This window comes from uncultured Fenollaria sp. (genome assembly GCF_934202865.1).
GTDB lineage: Bacteria > Bacillota > Clostridia > Tissierellales > Peptoniphilaceae > Fenollaria.
The window spans coordinates 1-16315 of sequence record NZ_CAKPYL010000030.1 but is presented as its reverse complement, the minus strand read 5'-3'; the positions used below and the strand labels follow the sequence as shown (position 1 = coordinate 16315).

19 protein-coding genes are annotated in these 16315 nt (G+C 32.9%); 2 read left to right on the top strand and 17 right to left on the bottom strand.

Annotated features, from left to right (window positions below):
• Window positions 1-580: PAS domain-containing protein (locus tag Q0E71_RS04395; protein WP_294796416.1), on the bottom strand; the 580-nt coding region annotated here is incomplete at its 3' end.
• Between the two features lie 16 nt (window positions 581-596).
• Window positions 597-1721, bottom strand: coding sequence for a class I SAM-dependent RNA methyltransferase (locus Q0E71_RS04390; RefSeq protein ID WP_294796414.1), 1125 nt, complete (start codon window positions 1719-1721; stop codon window positions 597-599).
• 131 nt (window positions 1722-1852) lie between these two features.
• On the opposite strand from Q0E71_RS04390, the gene Q0E71_RS04385 reads away from it, so the two are divergent.
• Both Q0E71_RS04385 and tyrS read left to right on the top strand, forming a co-directional pair.
• Window positions 1853-2206, top strand: coding sequence for a class II SORL domain-containing protein (locus tag Q0E71_RS04385; protein WP_294796412.1), 354 nt, complete (start codon window positions 1853-1855; stop codon window positions 2204-2206).
• A 106-nt stretch (window positions 2207-2312) separates the two neighbouring features.
• A complete protein-coding gene (tyrS, locus tag Q0E71_RS04380) occupies window positions 2313-3533 on the top strand; it encodes a tyrosine--tRNA ligase (RefSeq protein WP_294796410.1) in 1221 nt (406 codons plus the stop codon).
• A gap of 77 nt (window positions 3534-3610) precedes the next feature.
• On the opposite strand, the gene Q0E71_RS04375 is transcribed toward tyrS, so the two are convergent.
• The 15 genes from Q0E71_RS04375 to Q0E71_RS04305 form a co-directional block, all read right to left on the bottom strand.
• Window positions 3611-5098 (bottom strand): alkaline phosphatase, encoded by a 1488-nt coding sequence (locus tag Q0E71_RS04375; protein WP_294796408.1) that lies wholly within the window; start codon window positions 5096-5098, stop codon window positions 3611-3613.
• Window positions 5099-5235: 137 nt separating this feature from the next.
• The gene (locus Q0E71_RS04370; RefSeq protein WP_294796406.1) at window positions 5236-5820 is read right to left on the bottom strand and encodes an HAAS signaling domain-containing protein; all 585 of its coding nucleotides are present in this window, start codon (window positions 5818-5820) and stop codon (window positions 5236-5238) included.
• Between the two features lie 100 nt (window positions 5821-5920).
• Window positions 5921-6160 carry a PadR family transcriptional regulator gene (locus Q0E71_RS04365; protein WP_294796403.1) on the bottom strand — a complete coding sequence of 80 codons (240 nt, stop codon included), beginning with the start codon at window positions 6158-6160 and terminating at the stop codon, window positions 5921-5923.
• Window positions 6161-6295: 135 nt separating this feature from the next.
• Window positions 6296-8056: a M3 family oligoendopeptidase gene (locus Q0E71_RS04360; protein WP_294796401.1), complete on the bottom strand. Its 1761-nt coding sequence runs from the start codon at window positions 8054-8056 to the stop codon at window positions 6296-6298.
• Window positions 8057-8103: 47 nt separating this feature from the next.
• Window positions 8104-8502 carry a F0F1 ATP synthase subunit epsilon gene (locus Q0E71_RS04355; protein ID WP_294796399.1) on the bottom strand — a complete coding sequence of 133 codons (399 nt, stop codon included), beginning with the start codon at window positions 8500-8502 and terminating at the stop codon, window positions 8104-8106.
• A complete protein-coding gene (gene atpD / locus Q0E71_RS04350; RefSeq protein WP_294796397.1) occupies window positions 8495-9904 on the bottom strand; it encodes a F0F1 ATP synthase subunit beta in 1410 nt (469 codons plus the stop codon). Before atpD ends, Q0E71_RS04355 begins: the two co-directional genes overlap by 8 nt.
• A gap of 13 nt (window positions 9905-9917) precedes the next feature.
• Complete coding sequence (gene atpG / locus Q0E71_RS04345; protein ID WP_294796395.1) at window positions 9918-10772, bottom strand: ATP synthase F1 subunit gamma; 855 nt, start codon at window positions 10770-10772, stop codon at window positions 9918-9920.
• Between the two features lie 9 nt (window positions 10773-10781).
• On the bottom strand, window positions 10782-12287 hold the full coding sequence (gene atpA / locus Q0E71_RS04340; RefSeq protein ID WP_058260395.1) for a F0F1 ATP synthase subunit alpha: 1506 nt from the start codon (window positions 12285-12287) through the stop codon (window positions 10782-10784).
• Window positions 12288-12839, bottom strand: a complete 552-nt coding sequence (atpH, locus tag Q0E71_RS04335) for an ATP synthase F1 subunit delta (protein ID WP_294796392.1) — start codon at window positions 12837-12839, stop codon at window positions 12288-12290.
• A complete protein-coding gene (gene atpF, locus Q0E71_RS04330; protein ID WP_058260397.1) occupies window positions 12827-13342 on the bottom strand; it encodes a F0F1 ATP synthase subunit B in 516 nt (171 codons plus the stop codon). Before atpF ends, atpH begins: the two co-directional genes overlap by 13 nt.
• A 6-nt stretch (window positions 13343-13348) precedes the next feature.
• Window positions 13349-13606 carry an ATP synthase F0 subunit C gene (atpE, locus tag Q0E71_RS04325; protein WP_019213523.1) on the bottom strand — a complete coding sequence of 86 codons (258 nt, stop codon included), beginning with the start codon at window positions 13604-13606 and terminating at the stop codon, window positions 13349-13351.
• A 21-nt stretch (window positions 13607-13627) separates the two neighbouring features.
• Window positions 13628-14323, bottom strand: coding sequence for a F0F1 ATP synthase subunit A (gene atpB / locus Q0E71_RS04320; RefSeq protein WP_294796388.1), 696 nt, complete (start codon window positions 14321-14323; stop codon window positions 13628-13630).
• A 45-nt stretch (window positions 14324-14368) separates the two neighbouring features.
• A complete protein-coding gene (locus tag Q0E71_RS04315) occupies window positions 14369-14740 on the bottom strand; it encodes an ATP synthase subunit I (protein WP_294796386.1) in 372 nt (123 codons plus the stop codon).
• Window positions 14727-14975 carry an AtpZ/AtpI family protein gene (locus Q0E71_RS04310; RefSeq protein ID WP_294796384.1) on the bottom strand — a complete coding sequence of 83 codons (249 nt, stop codon included), beginning with the start codon at window positions 14973-14975 and terminating at the stop codon, window positions 14727-14729. The genes Q0E71_RS04315 and Q0E71_RS04310 overlap by 14 nt, the downstream gene beginning before the upstream one ends.
• A 9-nt stretch (window positions 14976-14984) precedes the next feature.
• On the bottom strand, window positions 14985-16315 hold a 1331-nt coding region (locus Q0E71_RS04305), incomplete at its 5' end, for an ABC transporter permease (RefSeq protein WP_294796382.1).

The following is a 16315-nucleotide window of genomic DNA, read 5'->3' as shown; positions in this document are numbered from 1 at the left end:
CCGCTATACCATGGCCTGCAACGTCCGCGATGTAGATTACATAGGTATCCTTCTCTATCTCAAATATATCAAACATATCGCCAGAGAGCGTTTCAGTTGCTTCATATAAATAGTCTATAGCAATGTTTTTATATTTCGTTTTTACAGGAAGTATACTTTTTTGTATTCTTTTTGTAATTTCCATATCATGAAAAACATTTTCATTGCTTTGAATAAGTTGAAGTTCTAGAACCCTCTCTCTTGTAACATCTCTAAATACTTCAACTATGGCGATGGGATTCATCTTCTCATCATATATTGGCGAGCACTTCACTTGATAGTAGTTGTCGCCAATATTTAATTCCTTTTGTATGATCTCATTCTTTTCAATAGCGCTAGTTGTTTCACTCGTATCAAGCTTTAGAAAATCATCTAAATCATCAGTATTAGTACCAGTTGGGTCATAGCCTATCGCATCTTTTAGAGCTTGATTAGCATAAAGTATCTTACCTTTTATATTAACTACCTTAACCCAATCTGCCATGGCATCCAAAACTTCGACGGAGAGTATTTTATCTAATATTTCATCTTTTCTTTCCATAATTAAATAACCTCCCCTATTTCTCAGGTTTCTTGCCATAAAATTGATAGTAATACGTCTTTAAACTTCCGTTGTAAAGCTTTCTGTTCTTGTCAGCCTTTCTAGCGAAGTCCCTCTCTATCTCTTCATATGATGTCAAAACATAAATCGACCATGTATCTAAATTTTTTATCTTTTTACCAAAATCACTGTATAAAGACCTAAGATTATCTTCCTCAAGACGCTTGCCATATGGCGGATTTGTAATCATTACTCCGTAGTTATTTTTAATATCGACATCTCTAAAATCCTTTACAAAGAAGCGAATATCATCACTTAGACCAAGATTTTCAAGATTGTGTTTCGCTATGGCAATGGATTTGTGCGATATATCACTTGCATCGATGTATACCTTTGACTTATAATCAATCTTCTCCATTGCTTCTAGTCTAGCCTTTTTAAATAAGTCAGCGTCAATAAATTTAAAATTCATGCTATCAAAGTCTCTGTCAAGACCAGGAGCAATGTTTCTAGCTATTAGTAATGCTTCTATAGGAATAGTACCCGAACCACAGAAAGGATCAAAGAAAGGTCTATCCTTATTATAAAACGATAGCTTTACAAGTGCCGCAGCCATAGTCTCCTTAAGAGGAGCTGCACCTTGCATATCTCTATAGCCTCTCTTGTGAAGGCTGTCTCCTGAAGTATCAAGCGTGATGCTTGCAATGTCATTTAATAGAGATATCTCAAGTCTATGTCTATGAGATGACTTTGAGAATCTACTTATATCATGCTTCATTTGTAGTTTCTTTATTATAGCCTTCTCAGTAATCCTTTGAGAGTCAGATATTGAGAATAGCTTTGATTTGTGTGAACGGCCCTCAACTATAAAATTAGAGTCTTCATCTAAAATATCATTCCATGGAAGCTCATATATACCATCAAAAAGCTCTTCAAAGCTCTCTGCCTTGAAGCTCTTTAAGTTTATTAGTACCCTGTCAGCACATCTAAGATTAATATTTGCTCTTGCTATATCTATGGCATCACCATTGAAATAGATGTGGCCGTTATCAGTTTTACTTACTTCTAAACCTAAATCATTTAATTCTCTTTTAACTATTGCTTCTAAGCCAAATGAACTTGTTGCAATTAATTCATACATACTATCACTTCCATAACAATTATAACATATATTAGTCTATTAAACAATGAATCTATTAATAAATATTTTCATCTAAATGTGTATTAAAAATCATCTTTGGGTATAGATAAAATACAAGGGGGTTGATAAAAATGAAATTATCAGAATTAGTTAAAAGCGCAGATTGGAAGAGCGAAAAGCACGTTCCAGTTATACACGTAACAAAAGAAGCAGACGATTTAAAGGTTTGCGTAAGTGTTGGAGATGAAATTGCTCATCCAAACACTCTTGAACACCACATAGCATGGATGAAGTTATTCTTCGTTCCTGAAGGAAAAGAAATTCCAGTTGAAGTAGCTAGCTATGTAGCATCAGCTCACGGAGAATCAGATTTATTTACTGAACCATCTATGAGCGTTAAGCTAAAAGCAAATGCTAAAGGTACTCTACTTGCATTAAGCTACTGCAATATCCATGGTTTATGGGAAAACTCAGAAGAAATATAATTTAAGCTTATAAGGATGGGACAAGTGCCCGTCCTTTTTCATGCTTATAGATTGACAATATAATTATAAATATGTTATAATCAAGGCAGTTTAAAGGAGTGATTTTATGAACGTTTTTGACGTGTTAAAAGAAAGAGGTTACATAGATAACTGCAATTATGAAGATGAATTAAGAAATTTATTAAATAATGAAAAAATTACATTCTACACTGGTTATGATGCAACAGCAAACTCATTAACTATAGGTCACTACATTACGCTTATGGTTATGAAGCACTTGCAAGCAGCTGGGCATAGAGCTATCTGCTTAACTGGTGGAGCAACAACTATGATTGGTGACCCATCTGGTAAGCAAGATATGAGAAAGCTTCTTACTGAAGAAACTATTAACGAAAATGCTAGAATCTTTGTTGAGCAATTGTCAAGATTTATTGATTTTTCTGATGGCAAAGCATTGCACGTTGACAATAAAGAGTGGCTTCGCGATGTAAAGTACCTTGATTTTATGAGAACTATAGGCGTTAACTTCAACGTTTCTAAGATGCTTGCTTATGATTGCTATAAGAACAGAATTTCTTCTGGCTTAACTTTCTTTGAAATGGGCTATATGCTAATGCAAGCTTATGACTTCTTAGAGCTATATAGAAAATATGGCTGTATCTTACAAGTTGGTGGATCAGACCAATGGGCTAACATGCTTGAAGGAACTGAGCTAATAAACAAACTTGAAGGTAAACAAGCCTACGTTATGACTCTTAAGTTATTAACAAATGCTGATGGCGTTAAGATGGGTAAAACTGTTTCAGGCGCTGTTTGGCTTGACAGAGAAAAAACTACTCCTTATGAACTTTTCCAATACTTCAGAAATGTTGATGACAGAGACGTTATAAAATTCTTAAAGCTTCTAACTATGCTTCCTATGGAAGAAATAAACGAATTAGCTAAGCTTAAAGATAATGAAATTAATAAAGCAAAAGAAATACTTGCTTATGAAATCACTAAAGATGTTCACAGTAAAGAAGATGCTGATAAAGCCTTAGAAGCAAGCCGTGCCCTATTCAGTGGTTCAGCTGACTCTGAAAATATTCCAAGTACTACTATGGATAAAAAAGTTTTTGAAGATGGTATTGGTCTACTAAACTTATTAAAAGAGCTTAACCTTACTAAGTCAAACTCAGAAGCAAGACAGCTTATTTCACAAGGCGGTATACTTCTTAATGGTGAAAAAGAAAGCGATGCTAGTAAAGTTATTACACTTGATGACTTTAATGATGGAGAGCTATTGATTAAGAAAGGCAAAAAAGTATTTCATAAAGTTATATATTAGTTAATATCTATATAAAAAACAGGGAGCTTCGGCTCCCTGTTTTCATGTGTAAGCTAATTTTATTTTAATGAAATTTATTATTTTGCTCCTAAAGATTCCATAAGTTTACTATAGATCTCGCTATCGTGATAAGTTCCTTCATATAGTTCAGATGTTGCACCTAGTGCATATATAGGTACTGGAACTGCTGTATGAGCAAATGTTGACCAGCCTATACCAGCTTTGTTATCAATTAAATGAGTAAGTGTTGCGCTAAATGGATCATATCCACCATATAGTAAGTTTGTTTCTATAGATTTAGTTCTCTTATCTTTATCTTTCATTGATTCAGCAAAAGCTGCTTTTAATTTACCAAGTTCATAATCATTTAATACGAATAATTCATCTTCCTTCTTAGTGTTTTTATCCTTAACTATTAGTCCAAATGATTCTTTAACTAATTTTAGTGCATCTTCAAATTTAAGGTTCTTGTTGTTTTTCTTTAATTCTTCAAATTTCTTATCAAATTCAACATAGCTTACTTTTTGCTTGTCAAATATTTCAAAGTGTGTGTCATATCCTGTTCCTTGATAACCAAGGCTTAGTCCGCCTGTTTCATGGTCAGCAGTAACAAGGATAAGTGTTTCATCTGGATGTTTTTTATAAAATTCTATAGCTTCTTGAACTGCGTCATCAAGTGCAAGCACTTCATGTATAGACGAGAAAGCATCGTTAGCATGGCAAGCCCAGTCAACTTTACCAGCTTCAGCCATGATGAAGAAGCCCTTGTCATTGTCTAATACTTCTATAGCTTTTCTAACAGTATCTCTTAAAGTCATATCACCCTTCTTTTGATCAAGTGTATATGGCATAGAACCTGAATCTTGAATTCTTTCAGTTACAGCAAATACTTTTCCTGTATTTTTGTTAATCTTTTCAAAATCTTTCTTTGTTTCTGTTACAGTGTAGCCATTAGCTCTTAAAATATCATAAAGATCTTTTTCTTTTTTGTTCTTATCGTCACCAGTTCTATGTTCTAGTGAGCCACCTGCAAAATAATCAAAGCCGCTAGCAGCCATTTGTTTACCTATTTCGTAGTATTGTTTTCTAGATGTAACATTAGCGTAGAAAGCTGCTGGTGTTGCATGGTTAAGTGTAACAGTTGATATAATACCTATCTTTTTGCCTTGAGCTTTCATTTTTTCAGCAACAGTAGTAACATTCTTTTGAAGATCACTTGTCTTACCTATAACGCCAGATTGAGTTTTATTGCCTGAGCTAATAGCTGTGGCAGTTGAAGCTGAGTCTGGGCAGAAGCTTGTAGAGTCTTCAGTGTTAACAAAACCAACTGTTGGGAACTTATAAAACTCTAATGGTTTTATCTCAACTTTATCCTTATTTCCAGTGTAGATTTGAGCAGCGTTAACTTGTGCAGCACCCATACCATCACCAATAAACAAGAAGACATACTTAGCCTGTTTGGCTTTTTTGCTTTCAGCATAGCTTGTTTCGCCTAAGAATGAGAAACTAGATACGAATATAGCTAGTGCTAATACTAATACAAAGAATTTAAAAATTTTTTTCATGGAATTCTCCCCTTTCTTGTATTGATTATAGATCTCATATGTTAAAAATAAATATAAAAGATGTAAACTTTTTGTAAAAAAACAAAAGTGTATAAAAAAATTAATACACTTTTGCTTATTTAATATTAAATTATAATTTATATACATTTATTATAAATACTTATCTTTTTATTTTGTAAATATCTTATTAAGGTAACTGTTCCTCTCCAAAACAAAATGCCTAATATAGTAAAAACAATCGCTAATAATATGCCAGCAAGTAAAGCTGAAACACCTTTTAATTCATGATAAATAAAAATTATTTTAATTTCATTTAAAAAAGAAATATTAACAAGTCCTTTTAATAGTCCCATTATACCTGCAGCAAAACTAATAATTCCAGATAGTAAGAAGCCTATAGCTAATGTGAAAAGTGTTGGGATTACAGCTAGCCAGATTAATGAAGAATATGAATAAAAAAATATATATTGACACATTCTCTTAAAAGAAAAAATTTTTTTTCGATCTATGGAGTCTTCCATATAATCTGCTGCTAAATCTTTTGCTGAAGGCATTTTATCAATTATTTCTTTACTTGATTGACCATTTTTTAGTCTTTCATAAAAAGAACTTTTTAATTCAGATAAAATATCTGTCTTTTCACTCACTGATATATATTTTAAATATCTATCTACTTGAGATAAATATTTTTCTAAATCATTGCTAATTATAATATTTTCCATTTATTTTATTCACTCCTTTTCTATATCGCTGATATTATTTATAAGTTTACTCCAATCATTTTTAAGTGTATTTAAATATGATTCACCTAAATCTGTTAATTTATAATATTTTCTTGGTGGTGTTCCCTCTTCTATTTTTTTTCCAATAAGAATCAAGATATCCATTTTTCATAAGTCTTCTAAGAAGGGGATAAATTGTGCTTTCATTAGTATTAAGCATTGTATATTTATTCAAGGTTTGTATTAAATCATAACCATATCTATCGCATTTTTTAATTAACAACAAGACAGCATACTCTAAGGTGCCTCTTTTTATTTGAGAAATCCAATCCGTATTCATTTTATTCTCCTTTCATATATACATTGCTTATCAATATACATTGTACTACACAGTATAATAAATGTCAATAAGTTTTATAAAAAAACCTCTCTACTTAATTTAGTAAAGAGGTTTAATAATATTTATTTAATAATTTTATTCAGTTAATTTTAAAAACTCATCAATTTCTGCTTTTATAGTTTCTAGTGATGCATCGAAGAATTCTTCTTTTGTAACATCTATGCCAACTGATTTGCAGCAATCTTTAATGCTCATCTTGCCTGTATTTCTTAGAAGTGTATCATATTTTTCGATGAAGGCATCTCCTTCTTTCTTGTATATGCTGTATAAGCCTCTTGCAAATAACAATCCGAAGCAATATGGGAAGTTATAGTATCCAAGGCCGCTACTGTAGTAGTGAGACTTGCATATCCACATACCCTTATTAAGCTTTTCTGGATCTAGTCCGTCTTTGAAAGCTTCTTTTTGAGCGTTCATCATGATTTCATCGAAGTCATCTGCATCAAGTGCGCCATCTTTTCTTCTTCTAAATACTTCATCTTCAAATAAGAATCTTGAGTATATGTCAACAACAGTTTGTGCTGCGCCTGAAATAATATTTTCAAGTATAAATATCTTTTCATCGTCGTTCTTAGCATATTTAAGAGCAGCGTTATATGTTATTGTCTCTGCAAATATCGATGCAGTCTCTGCTATAGGCATAGTATAGTCTTGATTTATAGGCTCTTCTTGGAAAATAACTCTTCCATGATAAGCATGACCAAGCTCATGAGCAAATGTTATCATCGAGTCAAATGTACCGCCGAAGTTTGCCAATACTCTTGATTCTTTTATGGCTGAGCAGCTTGAGCAGAATGCGCCGCCAACTTTGCCTTCTCTTGGCTCTGTATCTAGCCAATTGTTTTCAAAGGCATGCTTAGCAAAATCACCTAATTTATCTGAGAATGAATAATATTGCTTAATAACAAAGTCTTTTGCTTCATCAAAGGTATAAGTGATACTTGCTTTGCCTACTGGCGCGAATGTTTCGTAGTAAGGAAGTTTGTCGTAGCCAAGTAATTTTGCTTTTCTATTGAAATACTTAACGAAGTCTGGTAAATACTTTCTAACTGATGACCACATAGCATCAAGTATCTCTTCATCAAATCTTGAATCGATAAGTGTTTTTTCTAGTGGACTTTCGTAGCCTCTTAACTCACATTCATTAATAACTTCGCCCTTGATTGAGCTTAGTGACATTGCTACTGAATCTCTAATCTTGTCGTAGCATTCTTCTTCAGCCGCAAAACTATTTCTTCTAAGCTCTTTATCATCTTCATATTGTAAGTTTCTTATAGCTGGTAGATTTATTTCTTTTACTTCTCCATCTGGGAATTCTACTTTGTTTGTTACTTTACTTGTTAAGTTAGAATGAAGTCTACCCCATTCGTATGAACCTGTTTCTTTTATACGAGCAACAGCTATCTCTACGTCATCGCTTAATGAGTGCTTAGCTTGTTCACAGCCTTCATTTAAAATAAATCTATATTCTTTAAGAGCATCATCTTCATCTATTATCTTATTAATATCATCTATACTCTTTAAAAATTTTGTGTAGACAACATTTAATTCAGTAAATTCTCTGCCTATAGCTATAAGCTTTGATTTTTCTGTTAGTGCTTCTTTATTGTTAACATTTTCGCTTAAATTTAGTGAAACGTAACCATATAGCCTTGCGGCGTAGTTTTCAATAAGATTAGCTTTTTCTACATATTGAAGTAAAACTTTTTTCTTATCGTCAAAGTTATCTGTAATAAAAGCCTTTAAATCTTTTACTTCTTTTAAAATATTGTCATAGTCTTCTTTGTATTTAGGATCTGTAAATGATTTATAGTATGCCGATAAATCCCACTTCATATTATTCCTCCTCTTTCAAAAAGAGGGTAGCAAATTGCTACCTTCTTTTAATAATTTTTATTTCCAACATTGATTCTGTTGATTGCCTTCTTAAGTGCAAGCTCTGCCTTAAATGTATCTGTTCCTTTGTCTTCAAGTCTCTTGCTTGCTCTTTCCTTAGCTCTCTCAGCTCTATTGATGTCTATCTCGTCTTCCCATTCGCAAGCGTCTGAGACTACAGTTATATTATTGTTTCTTACGTCAATATAACCGCCAGCGCAGGCAGCGATCTTTCTTTCATCTCCATCTTTAATAACAAGTCTACCAATATCCAGTATTGTTACCAGTGGAGAGTGATTAAAAAGTATTCCTACGTCTCCTTCAATTGTTCTTGCAACGAGCATATCGATCTCGCCTTCGAAAAACAATTTATCAGGTGTAACAACCTTAAGATATAATCTATTCATTATCTTGCCTCATACTCTCAGCTTTTTTAACAGCGTCATCTATAGTTCCAACGAATAAGAATGCTGATTCAGGTAAATCATCATGTTTACCGTCAAGTATTTCTTCAAAACCTCTAATAGTTTCGGCTATAGGAACGTATTGACCTTCTATACCTGTGAATTGTTCAGCAACTGAGAACGGTTGTGACAAGAATCTTTGAATTCTTCTTGCTCTAGCAACAGTTATCTTGTCATCTTCAGATAATTCATCCATACCAAGTATAGCGATGATATCTTGAAGTTCTTTGTATCTTTGTAATATCTCTTGAACACGTCTAGCAACTTCATAGTGTTTTTCTCCAACTACTTGTGGATCCAAGATTCTTGATGTTGAATCAAGTGGGTCTACAGCTGGATATATACCTAGTTCTGAAATTGAACGTGAAAGTACTGTTGTCGCGTCAAGATGGGTAAATGTTGTTGCTGGTGCAGGGTCTGTTAAGTCGTCGGCAGGTACGTAAACAGCTTGTACTGATGTAATTGAGCCGTTCTTTGTAGATGTGATTCTTTCTTGTAGTTGACCCATTTCAGTAGCTAATGTTGGTTGATAACCTACTGCTGATGGCATTCTACCAAGAAGTGCAGATACTTCTGAACCTGCTTGAGTAAATCTGAATATATTGTCAATGAATAAAAGTACGTCTTGGTGTTTTTCATCTCTAAAATACTCAGCCATAGTTAATCCAGTTAGAGCAACTCTCATTCTTGCTCCTGGCGGTTCATTCATTTGACCGAATACTAAGGCAGTCTTGTTAATAACGCCAGACTCTTTCATTTCGTAGTAAAGGTCATTACCTTCTCTTGTTCTTTCTCCAACGCCTGCAAAAACTGAAAGTCCACCATGTTCTTTAGCGATATTGTTGATTAACTCTTGTATTAATACAGTTTTACCAACACCGGCACCACCGAATAGACCTATCTTACCTCCTCTAGCGTATGGAGCAATAAGGTCAATAACTTTGATACCAGTTTCAAAGATTTCTCTTGTTGTAACTTGTTCATCATAAGTAGGTGCTTGTCTGTGTATTGGATCGTATCTATCATACTTAGCCTTAGTAACTTCATCAATGTTTTCACCTAAAACGTTGAAAAGTCTTCCTAAAGTTTTATCGCCAACAGGCACCTTTATTGGGCTTCCTGTATCTATAGCTTCAGCGCCTCTAACTAGTCCGTCAGTAGATGACATCGATATACATCTAACTATATCGTCACCTATATGTTGACTTACTTCAGCTATAAGCGGCTTGCCATTTAAATCAATTTTAATCGCGTTAAGAAGGTTTGGTAGAGAATTTTGTTTAAATCTTATATCAAGAACCGGTCCAATTATTTGTACAACTTTACCAATATTTTGATTTTCCATAATTTCACCCCTTCTAATTTAATGCATTTGCACCTGAGACTATCTCAGTAATTTCTTGTGTAATTTGAGCTTGTCTTGCTCTGTTGAATCTAAGCGACAAACTCTCAAGCATATCGTTAGCATTATCAGTAGCATTCTTCATAGAGTTTCTTCTTGATGCTTGTTCTGAAGCTGCCGACTCAATCATAGCTCCAAATATAGTTATGGATATATAATCTTTAACTAATCTGTTTAATACTTCTTCAGCAGATGGTTCATACTCAATAAGTCTGTTCTCCATATTGCCGTCCTTTTCAATAGATTCGGCTGGAAGTAGCTTAACCATACTAGGCACTAAACTTAGTACAGTGGAGAAATGAGTATAAACTAATAGAACTTCATCAATTTCTTTTTTTCTGTATAAATCATAACAGATGCTACCAATTTTAGCAGCATTATTATATGAAGGTTCTTCTGAAATATATGAAAATTCTTCTACTATGCCATCGTATCTTCTTTTAAAGTACTCTCTTGCTTCAACACCGACTAGGATAAACTTTGTTCCTACTTTGTCATCAATATATGATTCAGCTTTTCTTATAACGTTAATGTTATAACCACCAGCCAAACCTCTATCAGATGTTAAAACAATTATAAGTCTGTTCTTAACTTCTCTTCTTTCAAGTAAATCATACTTAACACCCTTAGTGTTTGCTAGTATTTCTCTTATACTTGATTCAACAGTGTTATAATATGGCCTTGTAAGTTCAAGTTGCTTTCTTGATTTACGAAGTTTAGAAGTAGATACTAATTCCATAGCTCTAGTAATTTGCTTTATATTAGATACACTTTTTATTCTTCTTTTAATTTCTTTACTTTGTTCAGCCATAATAAACCTCTAGTTAAAAGTCTTTTTAAATTCTTCTATCTTTAGTTTTAGCTCTTCTTTTATTTCATCAGTTAATTCTTTTTTCTCTAAAATCTTCTTAGCAGTTTCACTAGAAGTATTTTCCATGTACTCTAGAAAATCATTTTCAAAAGCCTTAACTCTGTCTACAGGAATATCATCAAGATATCTGTTAGTAACAGCAAATAAAATCATAACCTCTTCTTCGACTTTTAAAGGTTTATATTGTGCTTGTTTAAGTATTTCCATGATTCTTTGACCATGATTTAGCTTGTCAGCAGTATCCTTATCAAGCTCAGAGCCAAATTGAGCAAATGCCAATAATTCTCTGTATTGAGCAAGTTCAAGTTTAATACCGCTTGAAACTTTCTTCATAGCCTTGATTTGTGCAGCTCCACCAACACGAGATACCGATAGACCTGCGTTTACTGCTGGTCTTTGTCCTGAGAAGAACAATTGTCCTTCAAGGAAGATTTGTCCGTCAGTGATAGATATAACGTTAGTAGGTATATAAGCAGAAATATCTCCAGCTTGTGTTTCTATGATAGGAAGAGCTGTTATAGAGCCTCCACCTAATTTATCAGATAATTTTGCTGATCTTTCAAGTAGTCTTGAGTGTAGATAGAAAACGTCTCCTGGGTACGCTTCACGTCCTGGTGGTCTTCTAAGTAGCAATGACATTGAACGATAAGCAACCGCGTGCTTTGATAAGTCATCGTAGATGATAAGTACGTCCTTACCTGCATACATAAACTCTTCAGCCATAGCAGTTCCTGCATATGGCGCAATGTATTGTAGTGGTGCTAATTCACTTGCTGATGAACTTACTACTATAGTGTAGTCCATCGCACCATGTTCTTCTAGTACATTAACTAATTGAGCTACAGTTGAGTTCTTTTGACCAATAGCAACATATATACATATTACGTCTTGATCCTTTTGATTTATTATTGTATCTATGGCGATGGCAGTCTTACCTGTTTGTCTATCGCCTATAATTAACTCTCTTTGTCCTCTACCTATAGGGATGATGGAGTCAATAGTTTTGATACCAGTTTGTAACGGTTCAGATACAGACTTTCTGTCAATGATACCTGGCGCATTAGCTTCGATAGGTCTATACTTTTTGCTTTCAATTTTGCCTTTTCCATCGATAGCTTGTCCTAGTGAATTAACTACTCTGCCAATAAGCGCTTCGCCTACTGGAACTTCAACGATTCTACCAGTTCTTTTAACTGGGTCTCCTTCTTTTAAGTTCTTGTCACTACCTAAAAGTACACAACCAATATTATCTTGTTCAAGGTTTAGTGCCATAGCGTAAACGCCACCAGGTAGTTCAAGTAATTCACCAGCCATAGCATTATCAAGTCCGTAAACTCTAGCTATACCGTCTCCAACTTCAATAATAGATCCAACTTCAACCGTATCTAATTTTTTGTCATAATTTTTTATTAATTCTTTTATAACTGAGCTAATTTCTTCTGGTTTTAACCCCATTTAGATACTCACCTCACTATTATTTATTAATTCTTTTCTTAATTCGTTCAATTGACCTTTTAGTGTTGAGTCGATAAGCTTGTCACCGATCTTAACAATTGAGCCACCTATTATAGAATCATCTAAAACATTCTTTAGCTTTACATGAGACTTTAAAGATGCAGTCAATTTTTCTTCATATTTTTTTATTTCTTCATCACTAAGACTGTTTTTAGTAATTATAGTTCCATTCAAAATATTGTTGTCTATGTCATATAAATTGTTAAATTCATCGATTATAGACGATATCATGTCAAATCTCTTAGCATCAATTAAAACATATAAAAAATTCATAGTTAAAGTAGATAGATTTTTTTCATAAATATCTTTTACAATATCTTTTTTATCATTATTTGATAACAATGGATGCTTAAATACTTCCATCAGTCTAGGGTTTGAATCAATACTTTCCTTTACTAAGTTTAGCTCTTCATAAACTAATTTAAGACAATCATCTTCTTTAGATGCTTCGAACATAGATTTTGCATATAAAGTAGTAGCTAATTCTTCCATTGTCCACTACCTACTTCTTCTATAGACTTTTCTATGATCTCTTTGTCTTTCTTTGTGCTAATATTTTCACCAATTAGTTTTTCAGCAGCTAAGATGGCAATATTAACCATATCCCCTTTCATTTCGTCCATTGCCATTGACTTTTTATTAGCAAGTTCTTTATCAGCTTTTTCCATAATTTTTCTAGACTCTTCTTTAGCATCATTAACAGACTTATTAACGATATCGTCAGCTCTCTTTTTAGCTTGATCAACTATATCGTTTGCTTCCTTTTTAGCTTCTTTTAACTTAAGCTCATAGTCTCTTAATGCTACTTGAGATTTCAAATTATTTTTCTCGCTATCTTCAATGTTCTTCATTACATAGTCTTGTCTTTTCTTTAGTAAATCTTTTATAGGATAGTATAAAAATTTACGCAAAATAAAATACAATACGAGAGTGGCTGTAAGCTGAACAAGCATATTGACTAAATTAAAGTCAACGCTTACATTTAAGCCTTCCATACTAAACTATACTAAAGGTTTAACTAAGATAAGAATTAGGGCAATAACTAGTGAATAAATACCTGTTGTTTCGGCAACAGCTTGTCCTAAAATCATAGTTTGGATGATATCACCTTTAGCTTCTGGTTGTCTACCTACTGCTTCAGCTCCTTTACTAGCTGCAATACCTTGACCAATACCAGGGCCTAAACCTGCTATCATTGCTATACCAGCTCCTAAAGCTGACATACCTAAAATAAAATCGTGACCTGAAATTCCTTGCATTTAAAATTTCTCCTTTCAAATTTAATTTTCTTCTTGTCCCATACCCATTGCAATGTAAATCATTGTTATCATTGCGAATATGAATGTTTGCAGTACACCTGAGAATACATCGAAGTAGATGTGAAACCATGGTGCTACTATTGGTGTAAGTAAATTACTTACGAAACCTAGCGCAGCATATACAAGTGCCATGATTAATGAACCACTAACTATGTTACCAAATAAACGGAATGATAGTGATACTGGAAGCGCAATATCACCTATAATGTTTATTGGGAATAGTATAAAGATTGGTTCAAAATAACCTTTTATGGAATCTTTTAAGCCATTAACTTTTATCTTGTTATAATGAATCAAAACAAAAGTAATTAGCGCTAATGTGAGTGTAACATTAAGATCTGATGTTGGTGGTTTAAAGCCAAATAGTCCCATCAGATTCGCTGTCAATAAAAACATCATCAAGCTAAGAATGTATGGCGCAAAGCCTTCTCTGTTCTTGCCCATAGTTTGTTCGATTAGTGAATCAATTGATGTAACTAAGGTTTCCATAACGCTAACAAGGCCACTTGGTCTAGCTTTATAATCTGTCTTTTTAATTTTGCCATAGCAAATAAAGATAAAAATTACTAAAGCTAAGACAACTATCACCGAATTGATAACGCTTGGAGTTAGTGAATATACATTCTTACCTATCTGAAAGCTTATCGACAATTCCATCTTATTACCCCCTTTTCATATATTCAAATCTACTGATTTGTGAAATTATTTACCTATGCCAAACAGTTCAACTATGAGAATTGAAAATTTGATCATAGTAAAGCCTATTGCTGTCGTATAAAAATCGAAATTTGGATTCTTATATGCCGCATAGAGTATTATACCATATAATAAGAGTCTTAGATAATAATTATTTATAGTGAACCTCTTACTAGCTTTAGCATCTTTCTCCACTGCCTTGATTGCATTTCTGTACATAAGCCTGAAAAATAGCACACTTATGAGTGTTCCTAAGTACAAACCTAAGAGTAAATCCTTTCTGAAACCAAAAAAAATTACAATAATAAGGCTTGAAACTATAGCTAAAATTATAGCAACTCTTATATATTTAAACGTGAAATCTTTATCTTTTTTCATCTTTATCTTCTTTTTGATCTTTATTATCTTTTTGTTTTACATAGTATTTGATGCTTCTATAGAAATTATAAAAGCCTGCCAATACTCCTATGACTATGAAAATTATAGAAAAAGTACCATCTGTCTTAAATAATTTGTCAAGTCCATAGCCAACAAGGTATGAAATAACAATGCTTGATACTATGTCTATGCCGATTTGACCAACTAAGGCTAAAGGTTTTAGTTTTTCTATCATATTATCTCCTTATTCATATGCTTTTAAAGCGCCAACCATATCTGTAGTCTTTAACTTTTTATGAACTATAATCATAACCATGAAGATAAATACATATGTTAAAGCTGCAGAAATCACATAGTTATACCACATAATGTGCGATACTAGTTGAATGTTCATAGGCGTAATATATTCAAGAATTAAATTATTTAAGCCAATACCACCTAAGAAACCCAAAAGTATTCCGAGTGTAGATAAAAGTATCGTTTCTCTATATACATAACTTGTTAGTTCGCGCGGATAAAAACCGAGAACTTTAAGTGTAGCTATCTCTCTAATTCTTTCAGATATATTAACACTGTTTAAATTATATAAAACTACAAAGGCTAAAGTCGCTGATACAAAGAGGATTAGTATGATTACATAGGTCAAGTTTGATAACCAGTCTTTAGCTATGTTTATAGTTTTAAATACATTAAATACATACATTACACTGTCAATTTTCGAAACTTCTTTAGTGAAATTATCTTTGACTTTAACGTCATTACTGTTTAATTTAATTATATCTGAATTATAATCGTAGTCTTTCTTAAATATTTTTTCATAATAGCTCTTTGATACATAGGCATAATGTCCTAAGTAGTTCTCATTTATAGCCTTTACTTTCATTTTGTAGTAATTATTATATGAGTCTCTTAGTTCTATCTCATCGCCTACATTTTTACCTAAAGAGTCTAATAGCTTTTTATTAACAATAACTCCATCGTCTGGTATTGTCATTTCACCATTGTTATTTAAATGAACATAATCAGAAAACTTTTCGTTATCATCAACAGCCATAAGTAAAACGTTTTGATCCGGTATATCAACGGTATCGGCTATTAAATTCTCTGTTCTTATAGACATTTTGTCCTTAATTTCTTCATTATTATTTACAAAATCGTCATAATCTTTCAATTTATTCTTCGAAAAGTCTTTATCGTAATTAACAATTACGTCATAATCAAATATTTTACCATATTGCCTATCAATTACTTGAGCAACTGATCCTTTTAATGCAAAACCGAAGAATAAAAGGCTCATGCAGCCCGCAACACCTAGCAAGGTCATAAACATTCTTGACTTGTATCTGAATGTATTTCTAAATGTTACTTTGTATAGGAAGCTTAATCTCTTCCATATGAATGGTATTTTCTCTAAGAATATCTTAGAGCCCGCCTTCGGTGCCCTTGGTCTCATAAGTTCGCTTGAGTTATGTTTTAAATGCTTTGATAAAACTATGCTTACTGGAACCACAATTGAAAAGTACGAGATAAGTGCACTGATTAATGGGAAAGTCACATTAAAATATGGTATTGGCT

What these genes read in the sequence shown, in the direction of transcription:
- Q0E71_RS04390 (WP_294796414.1), bottom strand. Translation starts at nt 1,721, where the DNA reads ATGTATGAATTAATTGCAACAAGTTCATTTGGCTTAGAAGCAATAGTT.
- Q0E71_RS04385 (WP_294796412.1), top strand. Translation starts at nt 1,853, where the DNA reads ATGAAATTATCAGAATTAGTTAAAAGCGCAGATTGGAAGAGCGAAAAG.
- tyrS (WP_294796410.1), top strand. Translation starts at nt 2,313, where the DNA reads ATGAACGTTTTTGACGTGTTAAAAGAAAGAGGTTACATAGATAACTGC.
- Q0E71_RS04375 (WP_294796408.1), bottom strand. Translation starts at nt 5,098, where the DNA reads ATGAAAAAAATTTTTAAATTCTTTGTATTAGTATTAGCACTAGCTATA.
- Q0E71_RS04370 (WP_294796406.1), bottom strand. Translation starts at nt 5,820, where the DNA reads ATGGAAAATATTATAATTAGCAATGATTTAGAAAAATATTTATCTCAA.
- Q0E71_RS04365 (WP_294796403.1), bottom strand. Translation starts at nt 6,160, where the DNA reads ATGAATACGGATTGGATTTCTCAAATAAAAAGAGGCACCTTAGAGTAT.
- Q0E71_RS04360 (WP_294796401.1), bottom strand. Translation starts at nt 8,056, where the DNA reads ATGAAGTGGGATTTATCGGCATACTATAAATCATTTACAGATCCTAAA.
- Q0E71_RS04355 (WP_294796399.1), bottom strand. Translation starts at nt 8,502, where the DNA reads ATGAATAGATTATATCTTAAGGTTGTTACACCTGATAAATTGTTTTTC.
- atpD (WP_294796397.1), bottom strand. Translation starts at nt 9,904, where the DNA reads ATGGAAAATCAAAATATTGGTAAAGTTGTACAAATAATTGGACCGGTT.
- atpG (WP_294796395.1), bottom strand. Translation starts at nt 10,772, where the DNA reads ATGGCTGAACAAAGTAAAGAAATTAAAAGAAGAATAAAAAGTGTATCT.
- atpA (WP_058260395.1), bottom strand. Translation starts at nt 12,287, where the DNA reads ATGGGGTTAAAACCAGAAGAAATTAGCTCAGTTATAAAAGAATTAATA.
- atpH (WP_294796392.1), bottom strand. Translation starts at nt 12,839, where the DNA reads ATGGAAGAATTAGCTACTACTTTATATGCAAAATCTATGTTCGAAGCA.
- atpF (WP_058260397.1), bottom strand. Translation starts at nt 13,342, where the DNA reads ATGGAAGGCTTAAATGTAAGCGTTGACTTTAATTTAGTCAATATGCTT.
- atpE (WP_019213523.1), bottom strand. Translation starts at nt 13,606, where the DNA reads ATGCAAGGAATTTCAGGTCACGATTTTATTTTAGGTATGTCAGCTTTA.
- atpB (WP_294796388.1), bottom strand. Translation starts at nt 14,323, where the DNA reads ATGGAATTGTCGATAAGCTTTCAGATAGGTAAGAATGTATATTCACTA.
- Q0E71_RS04315 (WP_294796386.1), bottom strand. Translation starts at nt 14,740, where the DNA reads ATGAAAAAAGATAAAGATTTCACGTTTAAATATATAAGAGTTGCTATA.
- Q0E71_RS04310 (WP_294796384.1), bottom strand. Translation starts at nt 14,975, where the DNA reads ATGATAGAAAAACTAAAACCTTTAGCCTTAGTTGGTCAAATCGGCATA.